Consider the following 21,854-nt stretch of genomic DNA (forward strand, 5'->3'; position numbering starts at 1 on the left):
ACGGATGGGCGAATTTCTCCCGCTTTCTCGTCTGCTGTAAATTTCCCCACTACACTTCCACTGTTGCGTCAGGCGTTTGTTGCCATGCGCTTACAGGGCGGCCCGCATGCAAAAAGCACAACGGATCATTAAAACCTATCGCCGTAATCGAATGATTGTTTGTACAATTTGCGCACTTTTTACGCTTGTAGCGACACTAAGCGTGCGGTTTATTTCACAGCGTAACTTAAATCAACAGCGGGTGATCCTCTTCGCCAATCACGCTGTTGAAGAGCTGGATAAAGTCTTGCAGCCCCTTCAGGAAGGACGCGAGCTTTTACTTCCGTTGATTGGCCTTCCCTGCTCAGTCGCTCATTTACCTCTACGCAAGCAGGCCGCAAAACTGCAAACCGTGCGTTCTATTGGTCTGGTTCAAAACGGTACGCTCTATTGCTCCAGTATTTTTGGCTATCGAAATGTCCCTGTTTATGATATTCAAGCCGATTTGCCTGCCCCACGGCCTCTTCTGCGTCTTTCCACCGATCGCGTGTTGATTAAAGGTAGCCCAGTGCTGATCCAGTGGTATCCCTTGTCATCACATAGCGGTGATGGCGTTCTGGAGATGATCAACATTGGGTTATTGACGACGATGTTACTGGAGCCGCAGTTGCCGCAAATTAGAAACGCCAGCCTGACGGTGGCCGATCGCCATTTACTCTATGATGACGGTCTGGTTGATTCTTTACCTCCGCTTAATGGCAATGAACGTTACCAGGTTTCATCGCAAAATTTTCCTTTTACCATTAGCGTCAGCGGACCTGGTGCGACGCAACTGGCGTTGCATCATCTTCCCAGCCAGCTCCCGCTGGCTGTACTGTTGAGTTTACTGGTGGGTTATGTTGCATGGCTTGCAACCGCACACAGAATGAGTTTTTCGCGCGAAATTAATCTTGGCCTTGCGCAACATGAGTTCGAGCTATTCTGTCAACCTTTACTAAACGCACGTAGTCAGCAATGTATTGGCGTAGAGATATTGCTGCGCTGGAATAACCCACGTCAGGGTTGGATCTCGCCGGATGTGTTTATCCCTATTGCGGAAGAACATCACCTGATAGTGCCGCTTACCCGTTATGTGATGATGGAAACCATCCGTCAAATCCACGTTTTTCCAATAAGCAACCAGTTTCACATTGGGATTAACGTCGCCCCCAGCCATTTTCGCCGTGGCGTGCTGTTGAAAGATCTTAATCAGTACTGGTTCAGTGCTCACCCGATTCAGCAACTCATCCTTGAAATAACCGAGCGCGATGCCTTACTGGATGTTGATTATCGGATTGCCCGCGAACTGCATCGTAAAAACGTCAAACTGGCGATTGATGATTTCGGCACCGGCAACAGTTCGTTTTCCTGGCTGGAAACGTTACGCCCTGACGTCCTGAAAATTGATAAGTCATTCACCGCTGCAATTGGTTCAGACGCGGTTAACTCGACGATAACCGATATCATCATTGCGTTGGGGCAAAGACTGAATATTGAACTGGTGGCGGAGGGCGTAGAAACGCAAGAACAGGCAAAATATTTACGCCGTCATGGGGTGCATATTTTACAAGGATATTTGTACGCGCAACCAATGCCGCTGCGTGATTTCCCAAAATGGCTGGCGGGCAGCCAACCGCCGCCCGCCCGGCATAATGGGCATATCACGCCCGTTATGCCATTTCGTTAATGATTATTCGTCTTCGTCGTGCGCCAGTTGCTCTTTAACAATACGAACCAGGTCAACACGATAATCGTTAGCTTCAACAATGGTAATATGCAACGGCCCTACGTTAATCACATCGCCCGCACGCGGGATGTGACCATTTGCAGAAATCACCAGACCTGCGACCGTCGCGATATCATCGTCATCAGCAAGGTGCTCAACATCAAGCGCCTGCTGTAAGGCGTGGAGGTCTGTACCACCTTTTACCAGCCAGCCGTCGCCGTCGGTAATGATTTCCGGCGTTTCATCAGCATCCGGGAACTCACCGGCAATGGCTTCCAGCACATCCAGAGGCGTAACCAGACCTTGCACCACACCAAACTCGTTGGTCACGATCACAAAACTACCGCGAGCGCGACGCAGCACGCCCAGCAGATTGATCGGATCGAGGGTTTCCGGAACGATAATCGCCGGAGACGCCGAAGCAATCGCCGCTACATCAACGCCCTCTTCCAGTGCCACCAGCAGTTCTTTCGCACGCACGATACCGATGATTTCATCCAGCTCTCCGCGACATACCGGGAACAGGCTATGTGGAGAAGAAAGCAACTGCTCACGGATTTCATCGACACTAAGGTTAGCGTCAACCCAGCTGATTTCGCCGCGCGGCGTCATAATCCCGCGCAGAGAGCGCGACGCCAGAGTCAGTACACCGTTAATCATGTATCGCTCTTCTTCGGCAAACGCACCTTCCGGCACCGGGATCGGCATCGGGTTATCCGCATCATGCTGCACATTCGCCTGACGTTTACCGCCCATCAAACGCAGGATGGCATCAGCAGTACGTGCACGCAGCGGTAAAGTCGACTGGTGACGAATAAAGTTACGGCGCGCAATTTGGTTAAATACTTCGATAATGATCGAGAAGCCAATCGCGGCATACAGGTAACCTTTCGGAATGTGGAAACCAAAGCCTTCTGCTACCAGACTCAGACCAATCATTAACAGGAAGCTCAGACAGAGCACCACTACCGTTGGATGCTGGTTAACGAATCGCGTCAGCGGTTTCGATGCCAGCAACATGACTGCCATCGCAATCACCACCGCTGCCATCATCACCGGCAGATGGTTGACCATCCCTACTGCAGTAATCACCGCATCCAGCGAGAAGACGGCATCAAGGATGACAATCTGTGTTACGACCACCCAGAAACTGGCATAGCCTTTGCCATGACCAGAATCATGATCGCGGTTTTCCAGCCGTTCATGTAGCTCCGTTGTCGCTTTAAACAGCAAGAATATCCCCCCAAGCAACATAATCAGATCGCGGCCGGAGAAGGAAAAATCCATCACGGTAAATAGCGGTTTGGTCAGGGTGACCATCCATGAAATCAGCGATAACAGTCCCAGACGCATGATCAGCGCCAGCGACAGCCCCAACAAACGTGCTTTATCACGTTGTTTTGGCGGCAGTTTATCGGCAAGAATGGCGATAAAAACCAGGTTATCGATACCCAGCACGATTTCAAGAACGACAAGCGTGAGTAGCCCCGCCCAAATCGAGGGGTCCATTAAGAATTCCATGACAAGCTCCTGCTTAAGGAATAGCTATTCGGCGCCAGAAATAATGCAGCCGTAACGACAAAATGCAAACAAAAGGTGCGGCAAAAAATGCCAGAAAGGCAGGCGCTGAAAGGCCTGATGCTGAAATGACGTCGGTGACGATCCATACTGCGGGCTGCTGCCCCATACTCCTTGATTGTTAAACGGGAGTTAAACATATCAGAGAGAACTCTGATTTGGCAAAGATTTACCTTCCTTTGCAAACGAATGTAACGAGGGTATTTTACCTTTCGGAATTTTGCTAATCCAAAGTTAAATTACGGATCCTCATCACATAAAATATTTTTTTCGCTATCTAAAATAAATCGCGAAACGCAGGGGGTTTTTGGTTGTAACCCTTATCTGAATCGATTCGATTGTGGACGACGATTCAAAAAATACATCTGGCACGTTGAGGTGTTAACAATAATAAAGGAGGTAGCAAGTGACCATTGCTATTGTTATAGGCACACATGGTTGGGCTGCAGAGCAGTTGCTTAAAACGGCAGAGATGCTGTTAGGCGAGCAGGAAAACGTCGGCTGGATCGATTTCGTTCCAGGTGAAAATGCCGAAACGCTGATTGAAAAGTACAACGCTCAGTTGGCAAAACTCGACACCACTAAAGGCGTGCTGTTTCTCGTTGATACATGGGGCGGCAGCCCGTTCAATGCTGCCAGCCGTATTGTCGTCGACAAAGAGCATTATGAAGTGATCGCAGGCGTTAACATTCCAATGCTGGTGGAAACGTTAATGGCTCGTGATGATGACCCTGGCTTTGATGAACTGGTGGCGCTGGCAGTAGAAACAGGCCGTGAAGGCGTGAAAGCACTGAAAGCCAAACCGGTTGAAAAAGCAGCGCCAGCACCCGCCGCCGCCGCACCAAAAGCGGCTCCAACTCCGGCAAAACCAATGGGACCAAATGACTACATGGTTATTGGCCTTGCGCGTATCGACGATCGTCTGATTCACGGTCAGGTCGCTACCCGCTGGACCAAAGAAACCAATGTCTCCCGTATTATCGTTGTTAGTGATGAAGTGGCTGCGGATACCGTTCGTAAGACACTGCTCACCCAGGTTGCACCTCCGGGCGTAACAGCACACGTGGTTGATGTTGCCAAGATGATCCGTGTCTACAACAACCCGAAATATGCTGGCGAACGTGTAATGCTGTTATTCACCAACCCGACAGATGTTGAGCGCCTCGTTGAAGGCGGCGTGAAAATTACCTCTGTTAACGTTGGCGGTATGGCATTCCGTCAGGGTAAAACCCAGGTGAATAACGCGGTTTCGGTTGATGAAAAAGATATCGAAGCGTTCAAAAAACTGAATGCGCGTGGTATCGAACTGGAAGTCCGTAAGGTTTCCACCGATCCGAAACTGAAAATGATGGATCTGATCAGCAAAATCGATAAGTAACGTATTGTGTTGATTATCACTCAGTTTTCACACTTAAGTCTTACGTAAACAGGAGAAGTACAATGGAGATTACCACTCTTCAAATTGTGCTGGTATTTATCGTAGCCTGTATCGCAGGTATGGGATCAATCCTCGATGAATTTCAGTTTCACCGTCCGCTAATCGCCTGTACCCTGGTGGGTATCGTTCTTGGCGATATGAAAACCGGTATTATTATCGGTGGGACTCTGGAAATGATCGCACTTGGCTGGATGAACATCGGTGCCGCAGTTGCGCCTGATGCCGCTCTGGCTTCCATCATTTCTACCATTCTGGTTATCGCTGGTCATCAGAGCATCGGTGCCGGTATCGCGCTGGCAATCCCGCTGGCCGCTGCGGGTCAGGTGCTGACCATCATCGTTCGTACCATCACCGTTGCTTTCCAGCACGCTGCGGATAAGGCGGCTGATAATGGCAACCTGACGGCAATTTCCTGGATCCACGTTTCTTCTCTGTTCCTGCAAGCGATGCGTGTGGCTATCCCGGCCGTGATTGTTGCGCTGTCTGTAGGCACCAGTGAAGTTCAGAACATGCTGAACGCCATTCCGGAAGTGGTGACTAATGGTCTGAATATCGCCGGTGGCATGATCGTGGTGGTTGGTTATGCGATGGTTATCAACATGATGCGTGCTGGATACCTGATGCCGTTCTTCTACCTCGGCTTCGTAACCGCAGCATTCACCAACTTTAACCTGGTTGCTCTGGGTGTGATTGGTACTGTTATGGCAGTGCTCTACATCCAACTTAGCCCGAAATATAACCGCGTAGCCGGTGCGCCTGTTCAGGCTGCTGGTAACAACGATCTCGATAACGAACTGGACTAACAGGTGAGCGAAATGGTTGATACAACTCAAACTACCACCGAGAAAAAACTCACTCCGAGTGATATTCGTGGCGTCTTCCTGCGTTCTAACCTCTTCCAGGGTTCATGGAACTTCGAACGTATGCAGGCACTGGGTTTCTGCTTCTCTATGGTTCCGGCGATTCGTCGCCTCTATCCTGAGAACAACGATGCCCGTAAACAGGCGATTAAACGTCACCTCGAATTCTTTAACACCCAACCGTTTGTGGCGGCGCCAATCCTCGGCGTAACCCTGGCGCTGGAAGAACAGCGCGCTAACGGCGCAGAGATCGACGACGGTGCTATCAACGGTATCAAAGTAGGTCTGATGGGGCCGCTGGCAGGCGTGGGCGACCCGATCTTCTGGGGTACGGTACGTCCGGTATTCGCGGCGCTGGGTGCCGGGATCGCAATGAGCGGCAGCCTGTTAGGTCCGCTGCTGTTCTTTATTCTGTTTAACCTGGTACGCCTGGCAACCCGTTACTACGGCGTAGCGTATGGTTACTCCAAAGGTATCGATATCGTTAAAGATATGGGTGGCGGCTTCCTGCAAAAACTGACGGAAGGGGCGTCTATTCTCGGCCTGTTTGTCATGGGGGCATTGGTTAACAAGTGGACACATGTCAACATCCCGCTGGTAGTCTCTCGCATCACCGACCAGACGGGTAAAGAGCACGTTACCACTGTCCAGACCATTCTTGACCAGTTAATGCCAGGCCTGGTGCCGCTGTTGCTGACTTTCGCCTGTATGTGGCTGCTGCGCAAAAAAGTTAACCCTCTGTGGATCATCGTTGGCTTCTTCGTCATCGGTATCGCTGGTTACGCTTGCGGCCTGCTGGGACTGTAATACTGTTGTACACTACCGGGGCCTATTGGCCCCGTTTTTTTATCTGGAGGATTAATGACAATCACGGATCTGGTACTGATTCTGTTCATCGCCGCACTCCTGGCCTTTGCGATATACGATCAGTTCATCATGCCCCGACGCAACGGCCCCACCCTGCTGGCAATTCCTTTGCTCCGGCGCGGTCGCATCGATAGCGTTATCTTCGTCGGGCTGATTGTCATTCTTATTTATAACAATGTGACCAACCATGGCGCACAAATAACCACCTGGTTATTAAGTGCACTGGCGCTAATGGGCTTTTATATTTTCTGGATCCGGGTTCCGAAAATCATTTTTAAACAGCAAGGTTTTTTCTTCGCCAATGTCTGGATTGAATATCGCCGAATTAAAGCGATGAACTTATCGGAAGATGGCGTACTGGTGATGCAATTAGAACAGCGCCGTTTATTAATCCGCGTTCGAAATATCGACGATCTGGAAAAAATTTATAAACTTCTCGTGTCAACTCAATAAGTTATAGATTTAGCCGAAGCTATGTTTAGTGTATTTTTAATAACCAGACATAGCTTAGGCTATATTATTCCTTCTCTTATTTGTTATTTATTTTAACGTTTTATTGATATATAAATCTAAATGAAAATCGTTATCAATAATACAATGCAATAATATATCCCAACAGTTGTTTTATATTCTCAAAATATGTTAAGGTTGCGCCCTCATTTGGGGAGTAGCCGATTTCCAGATTCCGGAAATGTACGTGTCAACATACTCGTTGCAAAACGTGGCACGTACGGACTGAACACCTTCAGTCAGGCGAGACCATATGCACATCAATCGCTATGCCTGCATGGGCGCTTCTTGTCGTTCATGTGTGCATGTTTGCTGGGGGCGGTGATGTGTTTTATGGATACCCCGGTCAGGACGTTGTCATGAATATCACTGCTACTGTTCTTCTTGCTTTTGGTATGTCGATGGATGCCTTTGCTGCATCAATCGGTAAAGGTGCCACCCTCCATAAACCGAAATTTTCTGAAGCCCTGCGCACTGGCCTTATTTTTGGTGCCGTTGAAACGCTGACGCCGCTGATTGGCTGGGGTATGGGCATGTTAGCCAGCCGTTTTGTTCTCGAGTGGAACCACTGGATTGCGTTTGTACTGCTGATATTTCTCGGCGGGCGAATGATTATTGAGGGTTTTCGTGGTGGAGACGATGAGGATGAAGAACCGCGTCGTCGTCACGGTTTCTGGTTGCTGGTAACTACCGCAATTGCCACCAGTCTGGATGCCATGGCGGTTGGTGTTGGTCTGGCCTTCCTGCAAGTTAATATTATTGCTACTGCACTGGCGATTGGCTGCGCCACCTTGATCATGTCAACATTAGGTATGATGGTGGGTCGCTTTATCGGTTCAATTATTGGCAAAAAAGCAGAAATTCTTGGCGGGCTGGTGCTTATTGGCATTGGCGTCCAGATCCTCTGGACGCACTACCACGGCTAATTTGTTCGTTGCCAGACGTGAATATTAAAGTCCGTCTGGCAATCAAATTCTTCTTTTGCCGCCAGCGTTTGCCAGACTTCTGGCTTGGCGCGCCAGGCAAACGGTGTCATCTGTAACAACGCAACGGCCTCATCTCCGCGCAGGCGCATCGGATAACACAATTCATCGCTCTGCTGTAATGTAAAACCTTCCAGTTGTTCCGTATGGAGCGCATGTAGATGTACTTCGTCGTAAATCAGCCCCTTCAGCTCCATTAAATGTCGTGGTCCCGGGGTAGCGGTAATGACCCATCCTCCCGGTTTGACCACGCGCGCTAATTCTTCTGCTTTGCACGGCGCGTAGATACGGACAACGGCATCCATACTGGTATCAGAAAACGGCAGACGGTGGCTGGAAGCGACACAAAAGGTAACCTGATGATAGCGTTTCGCCGCAGCTTTAATCGCAACCTTAGAGACATCCAGACCAAAAGTAGTCACACCCGGCAATGCCTCGGCAAAAGCATGAGTGTAGTACCCTTCCCCACAGCCAATATCCAGTATTGCCGTTGCGTGCTCATCAAGACAATCACACAACTGAGCAACTATCGCATCACGAAGCGGCTGGTAATGACCGGCATCTAAAAATGTACGCCGCGCTTGCATCATTTCCGCACTATCACCCGGATCGCGGGATCGTTTATGCTGAACGGGCAGCAAATTAACATATCCCTCTTTCGCCATATCAAATTGATGCCGTTTGGGACAGATATAGCTGTTTTTTTCAAGCGATAGCGGCTGATGACAAAGTGGACAGGAAAACGACATGACAACTCCGGCAGGATACTAAAGGCCGCAAGTGTAACGCGAATTGCGCGACGGGCAAATATCCGCAGGCAAGAGCGCGAATAAAACAAAGTAAAAAGCCTCGCATTTGGACGAGGCTTGATAGCGAGATTGAAGCGCGTTTACACTTCAGATCAGTGGTTTCGATCAGATTGCTGTTACGTTAACAGCTGCCGGACCTTTCTGGCCGTCCTGAATTTCGAACTCAACGTTCTGGCCTTCGGCCAGAGTTTTGAAGCCATTACCCTGGATAGCGGAAAAGTGTACGAATACATCTTTGCTGCCATCAGCCGGAGTAATGAAGCCAAAACCTTTAGACTCGTTGAACCACTTAACCTGACCTTTAATCTTTGCCATTTGAAAAATTCCTTAGATTGTTTTCTTCGCCCGCAGGCATTACAGAGATAAAACTGACACATTACTGCATGAGGCACTAATATAAGGCTCGGCAGAGAAGCGGTATTCAACGACAACGTGTTTACTCAGGACTTCTTTACTGAAAATGCCACACATAAACAGAACTGTACCTCGTTTAACCCGAAACTGTTATCACATACAACGTTAATTATGGCAAGCCATTTTTAAACATGTCTCGATCAGCCGCACAAATCTCGATACGCCTTCCACTTTTTTGCACATTTATGCAACGGAATACATGTCGATATATCGATGCACTTAACCATACCATTACAAACAGATACTTGATCTGATGTAGTTTCTAACATAGTTCAATAAGTTCAGTTCTTCCAGAGCAGCACTACAACTTATTACGCAATGCGAGCGATATCACTTTTTATGATATATAACGAATAAAATATTATATAAATTCACTCCATAAAACAGTCAGTTAACAACAAACTCGAGTACAATAAAGAAACTATACTTAAGGCATATTATTATTTTAAAATAAGAAAAATTGATGAAATACTAAAAAGTGAGAAGAGAAACGTTTCGCTAATAAACAATACCGTGATTGATCACAATTCCGATGTAAACATCCCAATAACTTAGCGGGGTAAATATCTTTTTCCGATATCGATGTTATTAAATAAATAACACGATAAATAATTGAAGTCAGACCAGAGTATTAATTTAAATCAATTGCACCACTATAGTGCATATATGAATGATAAGATGAGTAACCCGTTAACACCAGGGTTACTCAAATTTGAGGACGGATTACCGTTCAGCTACCAGGCGGATGATATCGTCATCTTCAGCCGCTTTTTGGTTCTCTGCAGCACTGGTATCTGTTTTTTCAGGTTCGCTTGCTTCGCACAAACGACGTAACAGCGCATTTTGCCGTTTTTGCTGATCCAGCAATGCCTCAAGAAGTTCAATCTGTTCGTTAGTCCGTGAACTGGCACGGTTGATGAAAAACCACAAGATGAGCCCAATAGCGAGAACTACCACCGATACAACCAAAGACGCAATGTTCATCACGCCTGAATTTACAACTTCGTTCATTTCACCACCTCTAAGTAGAGGCGCCATTCTACCACTGCCACACAGGAAGGAAATCTACCGTTGAAAAAATGATATCACCACGGGATAAATTGATTGATGGTACAAATTCCGTTGAAAAATTGTACGTCCTGATCGCACATCATATTGAACACCTGCGCCCATAGCAGCAAGCAAGCCAGCACAGCGACAACCAGAACGCCCCATCGAAACTTTTTCACTCCAGTCTCCGTTTAAACTACCTTATGTCATTAAACTATCATGCGTTAGTTAAACAGCGCCTAACTATGTCGATATTCGTGCTTTTTCGGAACTATACGCTTGCTTCAGCCCATATTACCGCTACGATTAGGCGAACAAAAAAGAGATGAGGTCATAATGCGATTCATTATTCGCACAATTATGTTGATAGCACTGGTATGGACAGGATTATTACTAAGCGGATATGGCGTTCTGATTGGAAGCAAGGAAAATGCCGCTGGGTTAGGTTTGCAATGTTCCTATCTGACCGCCAGAGGCACCAGCACGGTACAATACCTACACACTAAAAGTGGGCTTTTCGGAATAACAGATTGCCCGCTGTTACGTAAAAGCAATAACGTTGTAGATAATGGCTAAAGGCATAAATAACTACTTAAACCGAAGATAAAAAGTACATTCATCGCCATAGCGTACTATGTTACGCCATTTGTAACTTTATTTAACCCGCGCGAAATACAGAACCTGTCTGAATATTATACAGACAGGTTCTTCCTCTAATCAGAACGGATAGTCGTGATACCCCATTTGAGAGGAAATTTTACGCGCCGCCGTATGCAGCATAGTCACGTACTCCTGCAAACGTTCCTCAGAAAAACGCAGGGTCGGGAAGGAAATACTCAAACCAGCAATAACCACGCCAAAGCGGTCAAATACCGGAACTGCGATACAGCGCAGCCCCTCCTCCTGCTCTTCGTTATCTTCGCCATAACCTTGCTCACGCACCAGATCCAACACCGGTAATAACGCTTCTGTGCTGGTAATGGTACGATCGGTACTGCGTTTATACTCAACGCCCTCAAGGATTTGCTTCACTTCATCACGATCGCGCCAGGCCAGCAATACTTTACCAATCGCAGTACTGTAAAGCGGATTACGACGACCAACCCGAGAATACATGCGCAAATTGTACATAGAGTCAATTTTGTGGATGTAAACAATGCTGTCTTCATCCAGCGCGCCAAGGTGGATGGTCTCTTTGGTCAGGCGGGAAAGCTCACGCATCTGGATATCTGCGCTACGAATAAGATCAACATTTTGTAACGCGCGGGCGCCCAGTTCAAACAATTTCAGGGTCAGCGAATATTTCTCTGACTCCCCTTCCTGCGCCACGTAGCCCAGGGTTTTCATGGTCTGTAAAAAGCGATAAACGGTGCTTTTTGACATCATGACGCGCTGTGACAGCTCGGTTATCCCTATTTCACGCTCTTCGCCCAGCGCCTGCAAAATGCCAAAAACTTTCAGTACAGAAGATACAGAATCAGGCTGTTTATCCAGATCTGCGTTAGCCATTTATCACCTCATTGCGAGTGTTTTATAAAAATCAGAACTGTTTTTTATTATAATTTCGTGCCAGGGTGGTCGCAATCCATCTTTTGCCGGTTAGTTACAATTCTGCGACATTCGCCGTGAATATCAGTGCTAGAATCATACCCCTGTTGATTATTACCAAAAGATATAAAATTCCTATGCCAAAAGTTCAGGCCGATGGTCTGCCGTTGCCTCAGCGATACGGCGCGATTTTAACCATTATTATTGGTATTTCGATGGCGGTCCTCGACGGCGCTATCGCTAACGTCGCCTTGCCAACAATCGCCACAGACCTTCATGCCACGCCAGCCAGCTCCATCTGGGTAGTGAACGCCTATCAAATTGCCATTGTCGTCTCTCTGCTCTCATTCTCGTTTCTGGGAGATATGTTTGGCTATCGACGTATTTATAAATGCGGACTGGTCGTTTTTCTGTTGTCTTCGCTGTTCTGCGCCCTTTCTGATTCGCTGCAAATGCTCACCCTGGCGCGTGTAATACAAGGTTTCGGCGGCGCAGCACTGATGAGCGTCAATACTGCACTTATCCGCCTGATCTACCCGCAGCGTTTTCTGGGTAGGGGGATGGGAATTAACTCGTTTATTGTTGCCGTCTCCTCGGCTGCCGGTCCGACAATTGCAGCGGCAATTCTTTCCTTTGCTTCCTGGAAATGGTTATTTTTAATCAACGTGCCGTTGGGTATTATCGCTCTGCTTCTGGCGATACGTTTTCTGCCACCTAATGGCTCGCGTTCCAGTAAACCTCGTTTTGACCTGCCCAGTGCAGTAATGAATGCGTTAACCTTCGGCCTGCTTATTACTGCGTTGAGTGGTTTCGCTCAGGGGCAATCGCTGACGTTGATTGCAGCAGAACTGGCGGTAATGGTTGTCGTGGGTATATTCTTTATTCGCCGCCAGCTTTCTCTTCCCGTACCGCTGCTACCGGTGGATTTACTGCGCATTCCGCTGTTTTCACTTTCTATTTGCACGTCTATTTGCTCTTTCTGCGCACAGATGCTGGCAATGGTTTCTCTGCCCTTTTACCTGCAAACCGTGCTTGGGCGCAGTGAAGTAGAAACGGGTTTACTCCTGACGCCGTGGCCGTTAGCTACCATGGTGATGGCACCGCTTGCAGGCTATCTGATAGAGCGCGTACATGCAGGATTACTTGGTGCTTTAGGTTTGTTCATTATGGCAGCGGGTCTGTTTTCACTGGTTCTGCTGCCCGCTTCTCCTGCGGATATCAACATTATCTGGCCAATGATCTTATGCGGCGCTGGATTTGGCTTATTTCAGTCCCCCAATAACCACACCATTATTACCTCCGCCCCTCGCGAACGTAGCGGTGGTGCCAGTGGCATGTTAGGTACAGCTCGTCTGCTTGGTCAGAGTAGCGGCGCGGCTCTGGTGGCTCTGATGTTAAATCAGTTTGGCGATAATGGTACGCACGTCTCGCTGATGACTGCGGCTATTCTGGCTGTGATTGCTGCCTGCGTCAGTGGGTTACGGATTACCCAGCCACGATCCCAGGCATAAAAAAAGCGCGTCGACCAGGACGCGCTTTTTAGCATTTACTTCATATTACTTCAGGTATTCACCGGTGCGCAGAGCTTCAATACGTTTATCCAGCGGCGGGTGAGTCATGAACAGCTCACTGAGCGATTTTGACTTACCGTTAATGCAGAAAGCCATCATGCTCGTTGCTTCTTGCGGCTCATAGCTGGTTTTAAGACGCTGCAGCGCGGCAATCATTTTTTCACGGCCAACCAGTTTCGCTGAACCCGCATCGGCGTGGAATTCACGATGACGCGAGAACCACATGGTAATAATGCTCGCCAGAATACCAAATACCAGTTCCAGCACCGTCGCGACTGCAAAGTAGATCAGCGGGTTACCGTTGCTCTCTTCACCTTCGTCACGGTTACCGCCCATGAAGCCAGCGGCCAGTTGCGCGAGAATACGAGAAATAAAGATAACGAAGGTGTTCACCACACCCTGAATCAGCGTCATCGTAACCATATCACCATTGGCAATGTGGCTAATTTCGTGAGCGATTACTGCCTCGGCTTCATCCGGGCTCATGTTTTGCAACAAACCGGTGCTGACAGCAACCAGAGAGGCATCACGGCGCGCACCGGTTGCAAAGGCGTTGATATCCGGCGCATGGTAGATAGCCACTTGCGGCATAGCAATTCCAGCCTGACGCGCCTGGGTTGCAACAGTATTGATCAGCCAACGTTCCCTTTCGTTACGCGGTTGCTCGATCACTTCCCCGCCAACAGATCGTAATGCCATCCATTTGGACATCAGAAGCGAAACGAAGGAACCACCAAAACCGAACAGCAAGGCCATAATCATCAGCCCCTGAACGCTGCTCGACTGTATCCCTGTCAGGCTCAGTACCAGCCCGAAAACGACCATCACGGCCAGGTTCGTTAGCAGGAAGAGCGCGATTCGCATCATAATTTTCTTTTTACCTCAGTTTAACAAAACGCAATATGCGATACCCACATCGTATGGGCTACGTGACTATTTTCAAGTCCGGATAGCGCGTAAGTCACCAGAAAGACACAACTTTACATTTTGTAGCATCTGATTTACGGCATCTTGCCACTGTTAAAAAATCAGGCACAATTTCTTGTGCCTGATTGATGTTACTTGACGGGGGCGGGCTGTTCCGCAGGTCTGGCTTTTTCCAGACGCGCCAAATCAAGCGCGATGTTCACTGTTTCATCCAGATACGGATCTGGCTCCTTGTAATCTTTTGGCAGATCGTCCAGTTTCTTCAACTCCGGTTTTCCTTCGCGTTTAAAGCGATCGTTCAACCGCGCCAGACGCGTCGCATCATCTTCGTTATTCTCTTTTTCACGCACAGCGTAATTCAGAGAAACGATGTTGCGTTTGTCCTTCATGGCGTTGAAGCGAGCGATATCCTTCATGATGTTCTGGAACTCAGGATCCTTCGCGATACGCGCATTATGTTCCTTCAGCAACTCCGGTTCAAACGCCGTTAAGTCTCCAGATTTCACATAGGTTGCAGCGTCAATGCTATCCCACGGTAGCGCGTTATCTTCAAATTTCTCACCGGTTTCCGTCTCTTCATTGCCCGTAGGCATGATGATATCTGGCGTTACGCCTTTACGTTGCGTACTGCCGCCGTTAACGCGATAGAATTTCTGGATTGTGTACTGTACTGAACCCAACGCCGGCCATTCAGGACGTAACATCTGATCGTAGATACGGTTCAGAGAACGATACTGCTGGACTGTGCCTTTACCAAATGTCGGTTCACCCACAACCAGCGCACGACCGTAATCCTGCATGGCAGCCGCAAAGATTTCCGAAGCCGAAGCACTGAAACGGTCAACCAGCACCACTAACGGGCCTTTATAGAAAACCTGACCGTCGTTATCGCTATCTTCGCGAACCTTGCCGTTGTTATCACGAACCTGCACAATCGGACCTGATGGAATAAACAGCCCAGAGAGCGATACCGCTTCAGTCAGCGCCCCCCCGCCGTTGCTACGTAGGTCGATAATGACACTGCTGACATTTTGTTTTTCCAGTTTCTGCAGTTGAACTTTGACATCGTCCGTCAAACCAACATAGAAGCCCGGAATATCCAGCACACCGACTTTTTCTTTACCGACAGTCTTCACAGACATTTTAACTGCACGGTCTTCCAGACGAATACGTTCACGCGTCAGCGTTACTGTCCGGGTCTTGGTCCCTTTACCCGCAGGCAGAATTTCCAGACGAACCTTACTGCCTTTCGGCCCTTTGATTAAGGCAACGACATCATCAAGACGCCAGCCGATCACGTCAACCATCGGTTTACCGGTTTGTCCGACACCGACAATTTTGTCACCAACGCTGATAGCTTTACTCTTCGCTGCTGGCCCACCCGCCACCATTGAATTGATAACGGTGTAGTCATCATCCATTTGCAGTACTGCGCCAATACCTTCCAGCGACAAACTCATTTCAGTATTGAACTGTTCGGTATTGCGCGGAGAAAGGTAGTTGGTATGTGGGTCGATTTCGCGTGCAAACGCCGTCATTGCCAGCGAGAAAACATCTTCGCTGTTGGTTTGCGCCAGACGACGAATAGCAAATTTGTAGCGGCGAGCCAGGGTTTCACGAATTTCTTTATCCGTTTTACCTGCCAGCTTCAGGCTTAACTCGTCGAATTTAACTTTACTGTCCCACAGCGCGTTTAACTCGGCCTCGTTTTTCGGCCAGGGCGCTTTGCTGCGATCCAGGTTATAGGAATCGTTGCCGGTAAAATCCATCGGCTTTTCCAGTACAGACAACGCATACTGGTAACGTTCGAAGCGGCGTTTTTGCGCCAGATTGTAGAGATCGTAGAAAACGTCAAGTTTGCCGGTGCGAAGTTCATCGCCCAACTCGGTTTTCTTTTTCGCAAATTGTTCGACATCGCTTGCCAGCAGCACATTGTGGCTGTAATCAAGCAAGTTCAGGTAGCGGTCAAAGATTTTGGCCGAGAACGCCTGATCGAGATCGAACTGACGATAATGGGAACGGGTGAAGCGCGACGTTACGCGCTCACTCACAGTCGCATGCTGCGTCTCTTCCTTTAATACCGGAATTTGATCAGCACGCGTAATATCTTCTACTGCGAAGGTCTGGCCTGCTATTGCAAGCAGGCCAGCTAACGCGGTAAGCCTAAAAAACATGTTCATGCCTGGCCCGGCCTCCGTTTCAGAACACCAGGTGTTCTGCGCGCACAATCAAAGACATACCCGAATTCAGTTGGACGCGGACGCCGTCTTTGGTGATTTCTAATACGGTGGCATCCATCGCGTTTTGACCAGCTTTCACCTTCAGGGCTTGTCCGACAGTCAGAGCTGAAATGTCAGAAACCGGGGTATGCTGTTCTTCGCGAGGTGCTTTTACTGTTTTTGGCGCTTTCTCAGCCGGTTTTTGCGCGCGAGGTTTGCGCTCGGCGCCTTCTTTACGGCGTTGCGCGGCAGGACGTGGTTTACGTTCGCGGCGTGGTGCATCTTCTTTCTCACCAGCAGCTGCGGCAGCTTCGCGTTTTTTCGCTTGCTGTTCAGCGCGCTGAGCCTGAACGCGTGCTTTCGCTTCTTCAAGCTGTTTGCGAGCATGTTCTACATGCTGCTCGTCCAGCTCACCGCATGGGTTGCCGTCAAGATCGACACGCGTTGCGCCGGGTTTAACACCGTAAAGGTAACGCCAGCTCGAAGTGTAGAGACGTAAAGCGGATCGCAGTTGCGTTTTGCTCAGGTTCATTTCCCCGGCAACACGATCGACCAAATCCTGAAAAATACCGATTTTCAGCGGACGCGCTTCACCTTCCGCACTGAAACAGTGGGGAAAACGTTCGGCCAGAAACGCGATTACTTCTTTACTGCTATTCAACTTAGGTTGATTTTCCATGAAATTTCCTGATTACAACGGACGTAGCCAACAAGCGCAGGCATGAACAGGCGTCATTATAATGACGCCATCAGTAAATGCTACGTTATCCGTTGATTATCCTGCGACGCTCGCAAAGAATTTTTTGTAATCCGTCGTTGCAAGCACCTTTTCAAGCTGTGCCACAAGCTGACGTAAGCCTTGCTCGTCCTCGTCTGTAAAGCGACCGAAGACGGTACTGTCGATGTCGAGAACACCAATAATCTGATTTTTCACCACCAGCGGCAGGACAATTTCAGAATTACTCGCCGCATCACAGGCAATATGCCCATCAAAAGCGTGAACATCCTCGATTCGTTGTACTTGATTGCGGGCAACCGCAGTGCCGCACACGCCGCGCCCGACGGGGATCCGTACACAGGCAATTTTGCCCTGAAATGGTCCGAGCACCAGCGTATCGTCCTCAAGCAAATAAAAACCGGCCCAGTTTACGTCTGCCAGACGTTCGTATAACAACGCGCTGGTGTTTGCCAGCGTTGCCAGAAAACTGGTCTCTCCCGCCATCAGCGCGTTAAAGTCGCGATTTAAATCCGCGTAAAATTCTGTTTTGTTCATTATATAATCACTTGGTTGTCTTACCTGGAACTGCCAGCCTATTAAAATAAGCATTAAATGCGTTAATGCTCAAGATCATTCCCATCATGGGTTAAGATTAATGTTAATTCTTATTACATTTGGCACGTCATGGCACTTAACACCCCGCAAATTACGCCAACAAAAAAGATAACAGTGAGCTCAATCAGCAAGGAACTGCCGCGTGGTGATTATCAACGTTGCCCGCAATGTGACATGCTGTTTAGCCTGCCCGAGATAAATTCTCATCAAAGTGCCTATTGTCCGCGCTGTCAGGCCAAAATTCGTGACGGGCGTGACTGGTCGCTAACGCGCCTGGCGGCAATGGCGTTCACCATGCTATTGCTGATGCCATTTGCCTGGGGCGAACCACTGTTGCATATCTGGCTGTTAGGTATTCGTATTGACGCCAACGTCATGCAAGGCATCTGGCAAATGACCAAACAGGGCGATGCGATAACGGGGGCGATGGTCTTTTTCTGCGTTATCGGCGCCCCACTTATCCTCGTCACATCTATTGCTTATTTGTGGTTTGGCAACCGACTGGGGATGAACTTACGCCCGGTACTGCTGATGCTTGAGCGACTGAAAGAGTGGGTGATGCTGGATATCTACCTGGTCGGCATTGGTGTTGCTTCTATAAAGGTACAGGATTATGCCCATATCCAGGCGGGTGTCGGCTTATTCTCTTTTGTAGCGTTGGTGATTTTAACGACGGTGACGTTGTCACATCTTAATGTTGAACAGCTGTGGGAGCGATTTTATCCTGAACGCCCTGCCACGCGCAGGGACGCGAAACTACGTGTTTGCCTGGGGTGTCACTTTACCGGCTATCCTGATCCGCGCGGTCGCTGCCCCCGCTGCCATATCCCGCTTCGCCTGCGTCGTCATCATAGTCTTCAAAAATGTTGGGCGGCGTTGTTGGCTTCAGTCGTCTTGTTGTTACCAGCTAACCTGTTGCCTATCTCGATCATTTATCTGAACGGTGGACGACAAGAAGATACGATTCTTTCCGGCATCATGTCGCTGGCAAACAGCAACATTGCGGTCGCCGGAATTGTGTTTATCGCCAGTATTCTGGTGCCGTTTACCAAAGTGATTGTGATGTTCACTTTATTATTGAGCATTCATTTTAAATGCCAACAAGGATTACGCACGCGAATACTGTTACTGCGAATGGTGACCTGGATTGGTCGCTGGTCGATGCTCGATCTGTTTGTCATTTCTTTAACTATGTCGCTGATCAATCGCGATCAGATCCTCGCTTTTACTATGGGACCGGCTGCGTTTTATTTCGGCGCAGCGGTTATTTTAACTATTCTTGCAGTGGAATGGCTGGACAGCCGCTTACTTTGGGATGCACATGAGTCAGGAAACGCCCGCTTCGACGACTGAAGCGCAGATTAAAACTAAACGCCGTATCTCACCTTTCTGGCTGCTGCCGTTCATCGCGCTAATGATTGCCGGCTGGCTGATTTGGGACAGTTATCAGGATCGGGGGAACACCGTCACCATCGACTTTATGTCGGCGGATGGCATTGTCCCTGGTCGCACACCTGTTCGTTATCAGGGTGTTGAAGTCGGAACCGTTCAGGATGTCAGCCTTAGCGATGATCTTCGTAAGATTGAAGTCAGGGTCAGCATCAAGTCCGATATGAAAGATGCGCTGCGCGAAGAGACGCAGTTCTGGCTGGTGACGCCAAAGGCCTCGCTGGCAGGTGTCTCCGGACTGGATGCGCTGGTTGGGGGTAACTATATTGGCATGATGCCAGGCAAAGGCAAAGAGCAGGATCACTTTGTCGCCCTCGATACCCAACCGAAATATCGGCTGGATAATGGTGATCTAATGATCCACCTACAGGCTCCCGATCTTGGTTCGCTGAATAGTGGTTCGCTGGTCTATTTTCGCAAGATCCCGGTGGGACGTGTCTACGACTATGCGATCAATCCCAATAACCAGGGCGTGGTGATTGATGTCCTGATTGAGCGGCGTTTTACCGATCTGGTGAAAAAAGGGAGTCGCTTCTGGAACGTTTCTGGCGTTGATGCCAATGTCAGTATCAGTGGCGCGAAGGTGAAACTGGAAAGTCTGGCTGCGCTGGTTAACGGTGCGATTGCCTTCGATTCGCCGGAAGAGTCGAAACCCGCCGAAGCGGAAGATACCTTTGGTTTGTATGAAGATCTCGCCCACAGCCAGCGTGGGGTAATCATAAAACTGGAACTGCCGAGCGGTGCCGGATTAACCGCCGACTCAACACCGTTAATGTATCAGGGTCTGGAAGTCGGACAACTGACGAAACTGGATTTAAACCCAGGCGGCAAAGTCACCGGAGAAATGACCGTTGATCCCAGCGTCGTAACGCTGTTACGGGAAAATACCCGCATCGAATTACGTAACCCGAAATTATCCCTCAGCGATGCGAATCTCAGCGCCCTGCTCACGGGCAAAACCTTCGAACTGGTGCCGGGCGATGGTGAGCCACGCAAGGAGTTTGTCGTTGTGCCTGGCGAGAAAGCCCTGCTGCATGAACCTGATGTTCTGACGCTGACCCTGACCGCGCCAGAAAGTTACGGTATTGATGCCGGTCAGCCACTCATTCTGCATGGTGTACAGGTCGGTCAGGTAATTGAACGTAAACTCACCAGCAAAGGCGTCACCTTTACCATCGCCATTGAACCACAGCATCGCGAGCTGGTAAAAGGCGACAGCAAATTCGTCGTCAACAGCCGTGTGGACGTGAAAGTGGGACTGGACGGCGTCGAGTTTCTCGGTGCCAGCGCCTCTGAATGGATCAACGGAGGGATACGTATTCTGCCGGGCGATAAAGGCGAGATGAAAGCCAGCTATCCGCTGTATGCCAATCTGGAAAAAGCCCTGGAAAACAGCCTTAGCGATTTGCCCACCACGACCGTGAGTTTAAGTGCAGAAACATTACCAGACGTGCAGGCGGGATCGGTAGTGCTGTACCGTAAGTTTGAGGTTGGCGAAGTCATCACCGTGCGCCCACGAGCTAACGCCTTTGATATCGATCTGCATATTAAGCCGGAATATCGCAACCTTCTGACCAACAACAGCGTGTTCTGGGCAGAAGGCGGGGCGAAAGTTCAGCTTAATGGTAGCGGCCTGACCGTACAGGCTTCGCCGCTTTCACGGGCGTTAAAGGGTGCTATCAGCTTCGATAACCTCAGCGGCGCCAGCGCCAGCCAGCGTAAAGGCGATAAGCGTATTCTTTATGCGTCAGAAACGGCGGCTCGTGCGGTCGGCGGACAGATTACGCTCCACGCTTTTGATGCCGGAAAACTGGCGGTCGGTATGCCAATTCGCTACCTCGGTATTGATATCGGGCAAATCCAGACGCTGGATCTGATAACCGCACGTAATGAAGTACAGGCAAAAGCGGTGCTCTATCCGGAATATGTCCAGACTTTCGCTCGCGGTGGTACACGCTTTTCGGTGGTCACACCGCAGATTTCGGCAGCCGGCGTTGAGCACCTTGATACCATCCTCCAGCCGTATATCAATGTCGAACCCGGTCGTGGAAATCCTCGCCGCGACTTTGAATTACAGGAGGCTACCATTACCGACTCTCGTTACCTGGATGGCTTAAGCATTATTGTTGAAGCGCCAGAAGCCGGATCGTTAGGCATCGGTACACCGGTACTGTTCCGTGGTCTGGAAGTGGGTACGGTCACTGGAATGACGCTGGGTACACTATCGGATCGGGTGATGATTGCGATGCGCATCAGTAAACGCTACCAGCACCTGGTGCGGAACAATTCCGTCTTCTGGTTGGCATCGGGCTACAGTCTGGACTTTGGTCTTACGGGCGGCGTAGTGAAAACCGGTACATTTAACCAGTTTATCCGTGGCGGGATCGCCTTTGCCACTCCGCCTGGTACTCCGCTGGCACCGAAAGCCCAGGAAGGCAAACACTTCTTGTTGCTGGAAAGCGAACCGAAAGAGTGGCGTGAGTGGGGAACCGCGCTACCCAAATAATGCGCACTGCTCCGGCGTACCTGCGCCGGAGCGTTTATGCTAAACTGC

At 49.3% G+C, this 21,854-nt stretch carries 22 protein-coding genes; 10 read left to right on the forward strand and 12 right to left on the reverse strand.

Annotated features, from left to right (window positions below):
- Positions 1-106 precede the first annotated feature (106 nt).
- Positions 107-1,705, forward strand: coding sequence for an EAL domain-containing protein (locus tag LG381_RS16830; RefSeq protein ID WP_010345817.1), 1,599 nt, complete (start codon positions 107-109; stop codon positions 1,703-1,705).
- A gap of 3 nt (positions 1,706-1,708) precedes the next feature.
- Here the strand turns inward: LG381_RS16830 and yoaE are convergent, their stop codons facing one another.
- Together yoaE and LG381_RS22395 are read right to left on the reverse strand one after the other, a co-directional pair.
- Complete coding sequence (gene yoaE, locus LG381_RS16835; RefSeq protein WP_000394999.1) at positions 1,709-3,265, reverse strand: CNNM family cation transport protein YoaE; 1,557 nt, start codon at positions 3,263-3,265, stop codon at positions 1,709-1,711.
- Positions 3,253-3,411, reverse strand: a complete 159-nt coding sequence (locus tag LG381_RS22395; protein ID WP_300980032.1) for a hypothetical protein — start codon at positions 3,409-3,411, stop codon at positions 3,253-3,255. The genes yoaE and LG381_RS22395 overlap by 13 nt, the downstream gene beginning before the upstream one ends.
- A 317-nt stretch (positions 3,412-3,728) precedes the next feature.
- Between LG381_RS22395 and manX the strand changes: the two genes are divergently transcribed.
- The 5 genes from manX (at position 3,729) to mntP (ending at position 7,923) form a co-directional block, all read left to right on the forward strand.
- The gene (manX, locus tag LG381_RS16840) at positions 3,729-4,700 is read left to right on the forward strand and encodes a PTS mannose transporter subunit IIAB (RefSeq protein WP_000150530.1); all 972 of its coding nucleotides are present in this window, start codon (positions 3,729-3,731) and stop codon (positions 4,698-4,700) included.
- Positions 4,701-4,762: 62 nt separating this feature from the next.
- Positions 4,763-5,563 carry a PTS mannose transporter subunit IIC gene (manY, locus tag LG381_RS16845; protein WP_000406930.1) on the forward strand — a complete coding sequence of 267 codons (801 nt, stop codon included), beginning with the start codon at positions 4,763-4,765 and terminating at the stop codon, positions 5,561-5,563.
- Between the two features lie 12 nt (positions 5,564-5,575).
- Positions 5,576-6,427 (forward strand): PTS mannose transporter subunit IID, encoded by an 852-nt coding sequence (manZ, locus tag LG381_RS16850; protein ID WP_024165130.1) that lies wholly within the window; start codon positions 5,576-5,578, stop codon positions 6,425-6,427.
- A 54-nt stretch (positions 6,428-6,481) separates the two neighbouring features.
- On the forward strand, positions 6,482-6,940 hold the full coding sequence (locus LG381_RS16855) for a DUF986 family protein (protein ID WP_000156263.1): 459 nt from the start codon (positions 6,482-6,484) through the stop codon (positions 6,938-6,940).
- 416 nt (positions 6,941-7,356) lie between these two features.
- Positions 7,357-7,923: a manganese efflux pump MntP gene (mntP, locus tag LG381_RS16860; protein ID WP_024165129.1), complete on the forward strand. Its 567-nt coding sequence runs from the start codon at positions 7,357-7,359 to the stop codon at positions 7,921-7,923.
- Here the strand turns inward: mntP and rlmA are convergent.
- The 5 genes from rlmA to mgrB all read right to left on the reverse strand — a co-directional run bounded on the left by rlmA (position 7,920) and on the right by mgrB (position 10,432).
- Positions 7,920-8,729: a 23S rRNA (guanine(745)-N(1))-methyltransferase gene (rlmA, locus tag LG381_RS16865; RefSeq protein ID WP_225762674.1), complete on the reverse strand. Its 810-nt coding sequence runs from the start codon at positions 8,727-8,729 to the stop codon at positions 7,920-7,922. The two genes, mntP and rlmA, sit on opposite strands and share 4 nt — an antisense overlap.
- A gap of 165 nt (positions 8,730-8,894) precedes the next feature.
- Positions 8,895-9,104 (reverse strand): transcription antiterminator/RNA stability regulator CspE, encoded by a 210-nt coding sequence (gene cspE, locus LG381_RS16870; RefSeq protein WP_001062678.1) that lies wholly within the window; start codon positions 9,102-9,104, stop codon positions 8,895-8,897.
- Between the two features lie 39 nt (positions 9,105-9,143).
- Positions 9,144-9,260 carry a DUF2627 domain-containing protein gene (locus LG381_RS16875; RefSeq protein WP_032141266.1) on the reverse strand — a complete coding sequence of 39 codons (117 nt, stop codon included), beginning with the start codon at positions 9,258-9,260 and terminating at the stop codon, positions 9,144-9,146.
- Positions 9,261-9,926: 666 nt separating this feature from the next.
- Complete coding sequence (locus LG381_RS16880) at positions 9,927-10,214, reverse strand: YebO family protein (RefSeq protein ID WP_001006853.1); 288 nt, start codon at positions 10,212-10,214, stop codon at positions 9,927-9,929.
- A 74-nt stretch (positions 10,215-10,288) separates the two neighbouring features.
- Positions 10,289-10,432: a PhoP/PhoQ regulator MgrB gene (mgrB, locus tag LG381_RS16885; RefSeq protein ID WP_000714530.1), complete on the reverse strand. Its 144-nt coding sequence runs from the start codon at positions 10,430-10,432 to the stop codon at positions 10,289-10,291.
- A 157-nt stretch (positions 10,433-10,589) separates the two neighbouring features.
- Here mgrB and LG381_RS16890 point away from each other — a divergent pair, with 157 nt between their 5' ends.
- Positions 10,590-10,829, forward strand: coding sequence for a YobH family protein (locus LG381_RS16890; protein ID WP_001211004.1), 240 nt, complete (start codon positions 10,590-10,592; stop codon positions 10,827-10,829).
- Between the two features lie 141 nt (positions 10,830-10,970).
- Here LG381_RS16890 and kdgR read toward each other — a convergent pair whose 3' ends face one another.
- Complete coding sequence (gene kdgR, locus LG381_RS16895) at positions 10,971-11,762, reverse strand: DNA-binding transcriptional regulator KdgR (protein ID WP_001262205.1); 792 nt, start codon at positions 11,760-11,762, stop codon at positions 10,971-10,973.
- Positions 11,763-11,938: 176 nt separating this feature from the next.
- On the opposite strand from kdgR, the gene LG381_RS16900 reads away from it, so the two are divergent.
- Positions 11,939-13,312: an MFS transporter gene (locus LG381_RS16900; protein ID WP_024212376.1), complete on the forward strand. Its 1,374-nt coding sequence runs from the start codon at positions 11,939-11,941 to the stop codon at positions 13,310-13,312.
- Positions 13,313-13,357: 45 nt separating this feature from the next.
- Here LG381_RS16900 and htpX read toward each other — a convergent pair whose 3' ends face one another.
- The 4 genes from htpX to msrC form a co-directional block, all read right to left on the reverse strand.
- Entirely contained in the window at positions 13,358-14,239 is an 882-nt protein-coding gene (gene htpX / locus LG381_RS16905; RefSeq protein WP_000984500.1) for a protease HtpX, read from the reverse strand.
- A gap of 191 nt (positions 14,240-14,430) precedes the next feature.
- The gene (gene prc, locus LG381_RS16910; RefSeq protein WP_001055804.1) at positions 14,431-16,479 is read right to left on the reverse strand and encodes a carboxy terminal-processing peptidase; all 2,049 of its coding nucleotides are present in this window, start codon (positions 16,477-16,479) and stop codon (positions 14,431-14,433) included.
- Positions 16,480-16,498: 19 nt separating this feature from the next.
- Positions 16,499-17,197 (reverse strand): RNA chaperone ProQ, encoded by a 699-nt coding sequence (gene proQ, locus LG381_RS16915; RefSeq protein WP_000431365.1) that lies wholly within the window; start codon positions 17,195-17,197, stop codon positions 16,499-16,501.
- Between the two features lie 96 nt (positions 17,198-17,293).
- A complete protein-coding gene (gene msrC / locus LG381_RS16920) occupies positions 17,294-17,791 on the reverse strand; it encodes an L-methionine (R)-S-oxide reductase (RefSeq protein WP_032225366.1) in 498 nt (165 codons plus the stop codon).
- A gap of 129 nt (positions 17,792-17,920) precedes the next feature.
- Here msrC and yebS point away from each other — a divergent pair, with 129 nt between their 5' ends.
- Together yebS and yebT are read left to right on the forward strand one after the other, a co-directional pair.
- Positions 17,921-19,204 carry a membrane integrity lipid transport subunit YebS gene (gene yebS / locus LG381_RS16925; protein WP_225762675.1) on the forward strand — a complete coding sequence of 428 codons (1,284 nt, stop codon included), beginning with the start codon at positions 17,921-17,923 and terminating at the stop codon, positions 19,202-19,204.
- Complete coding sequence (gene yebT / locus LG381_RS16930; protein WP_000076945.1) at positions 19,173-21,806, forward strand: lipid-binding membrane homeostasis protein YebT; 2,634 nt, start codon at positions 19,173-19,175, stop codon at positions 21,804-21,806. Before yebS ends, yebT begins: the two co-directional genes overlap by 32 nt.
- The last annotated feature ends 48 nt before the right edge of the window (positions 21,807-21,854 follow it).

The sequence above is a fragment of the Escherichia sp. Marseille-Q3837 genome, from assembly GCF_916618735.1.
Classification (GTDB): domain Bacteria; phylum Pseudomonadota; class Gammaproteobacteria; order Enterobacterales; family Enterobacteriaceae; genus Escherichia; species Escherichia ruysiae.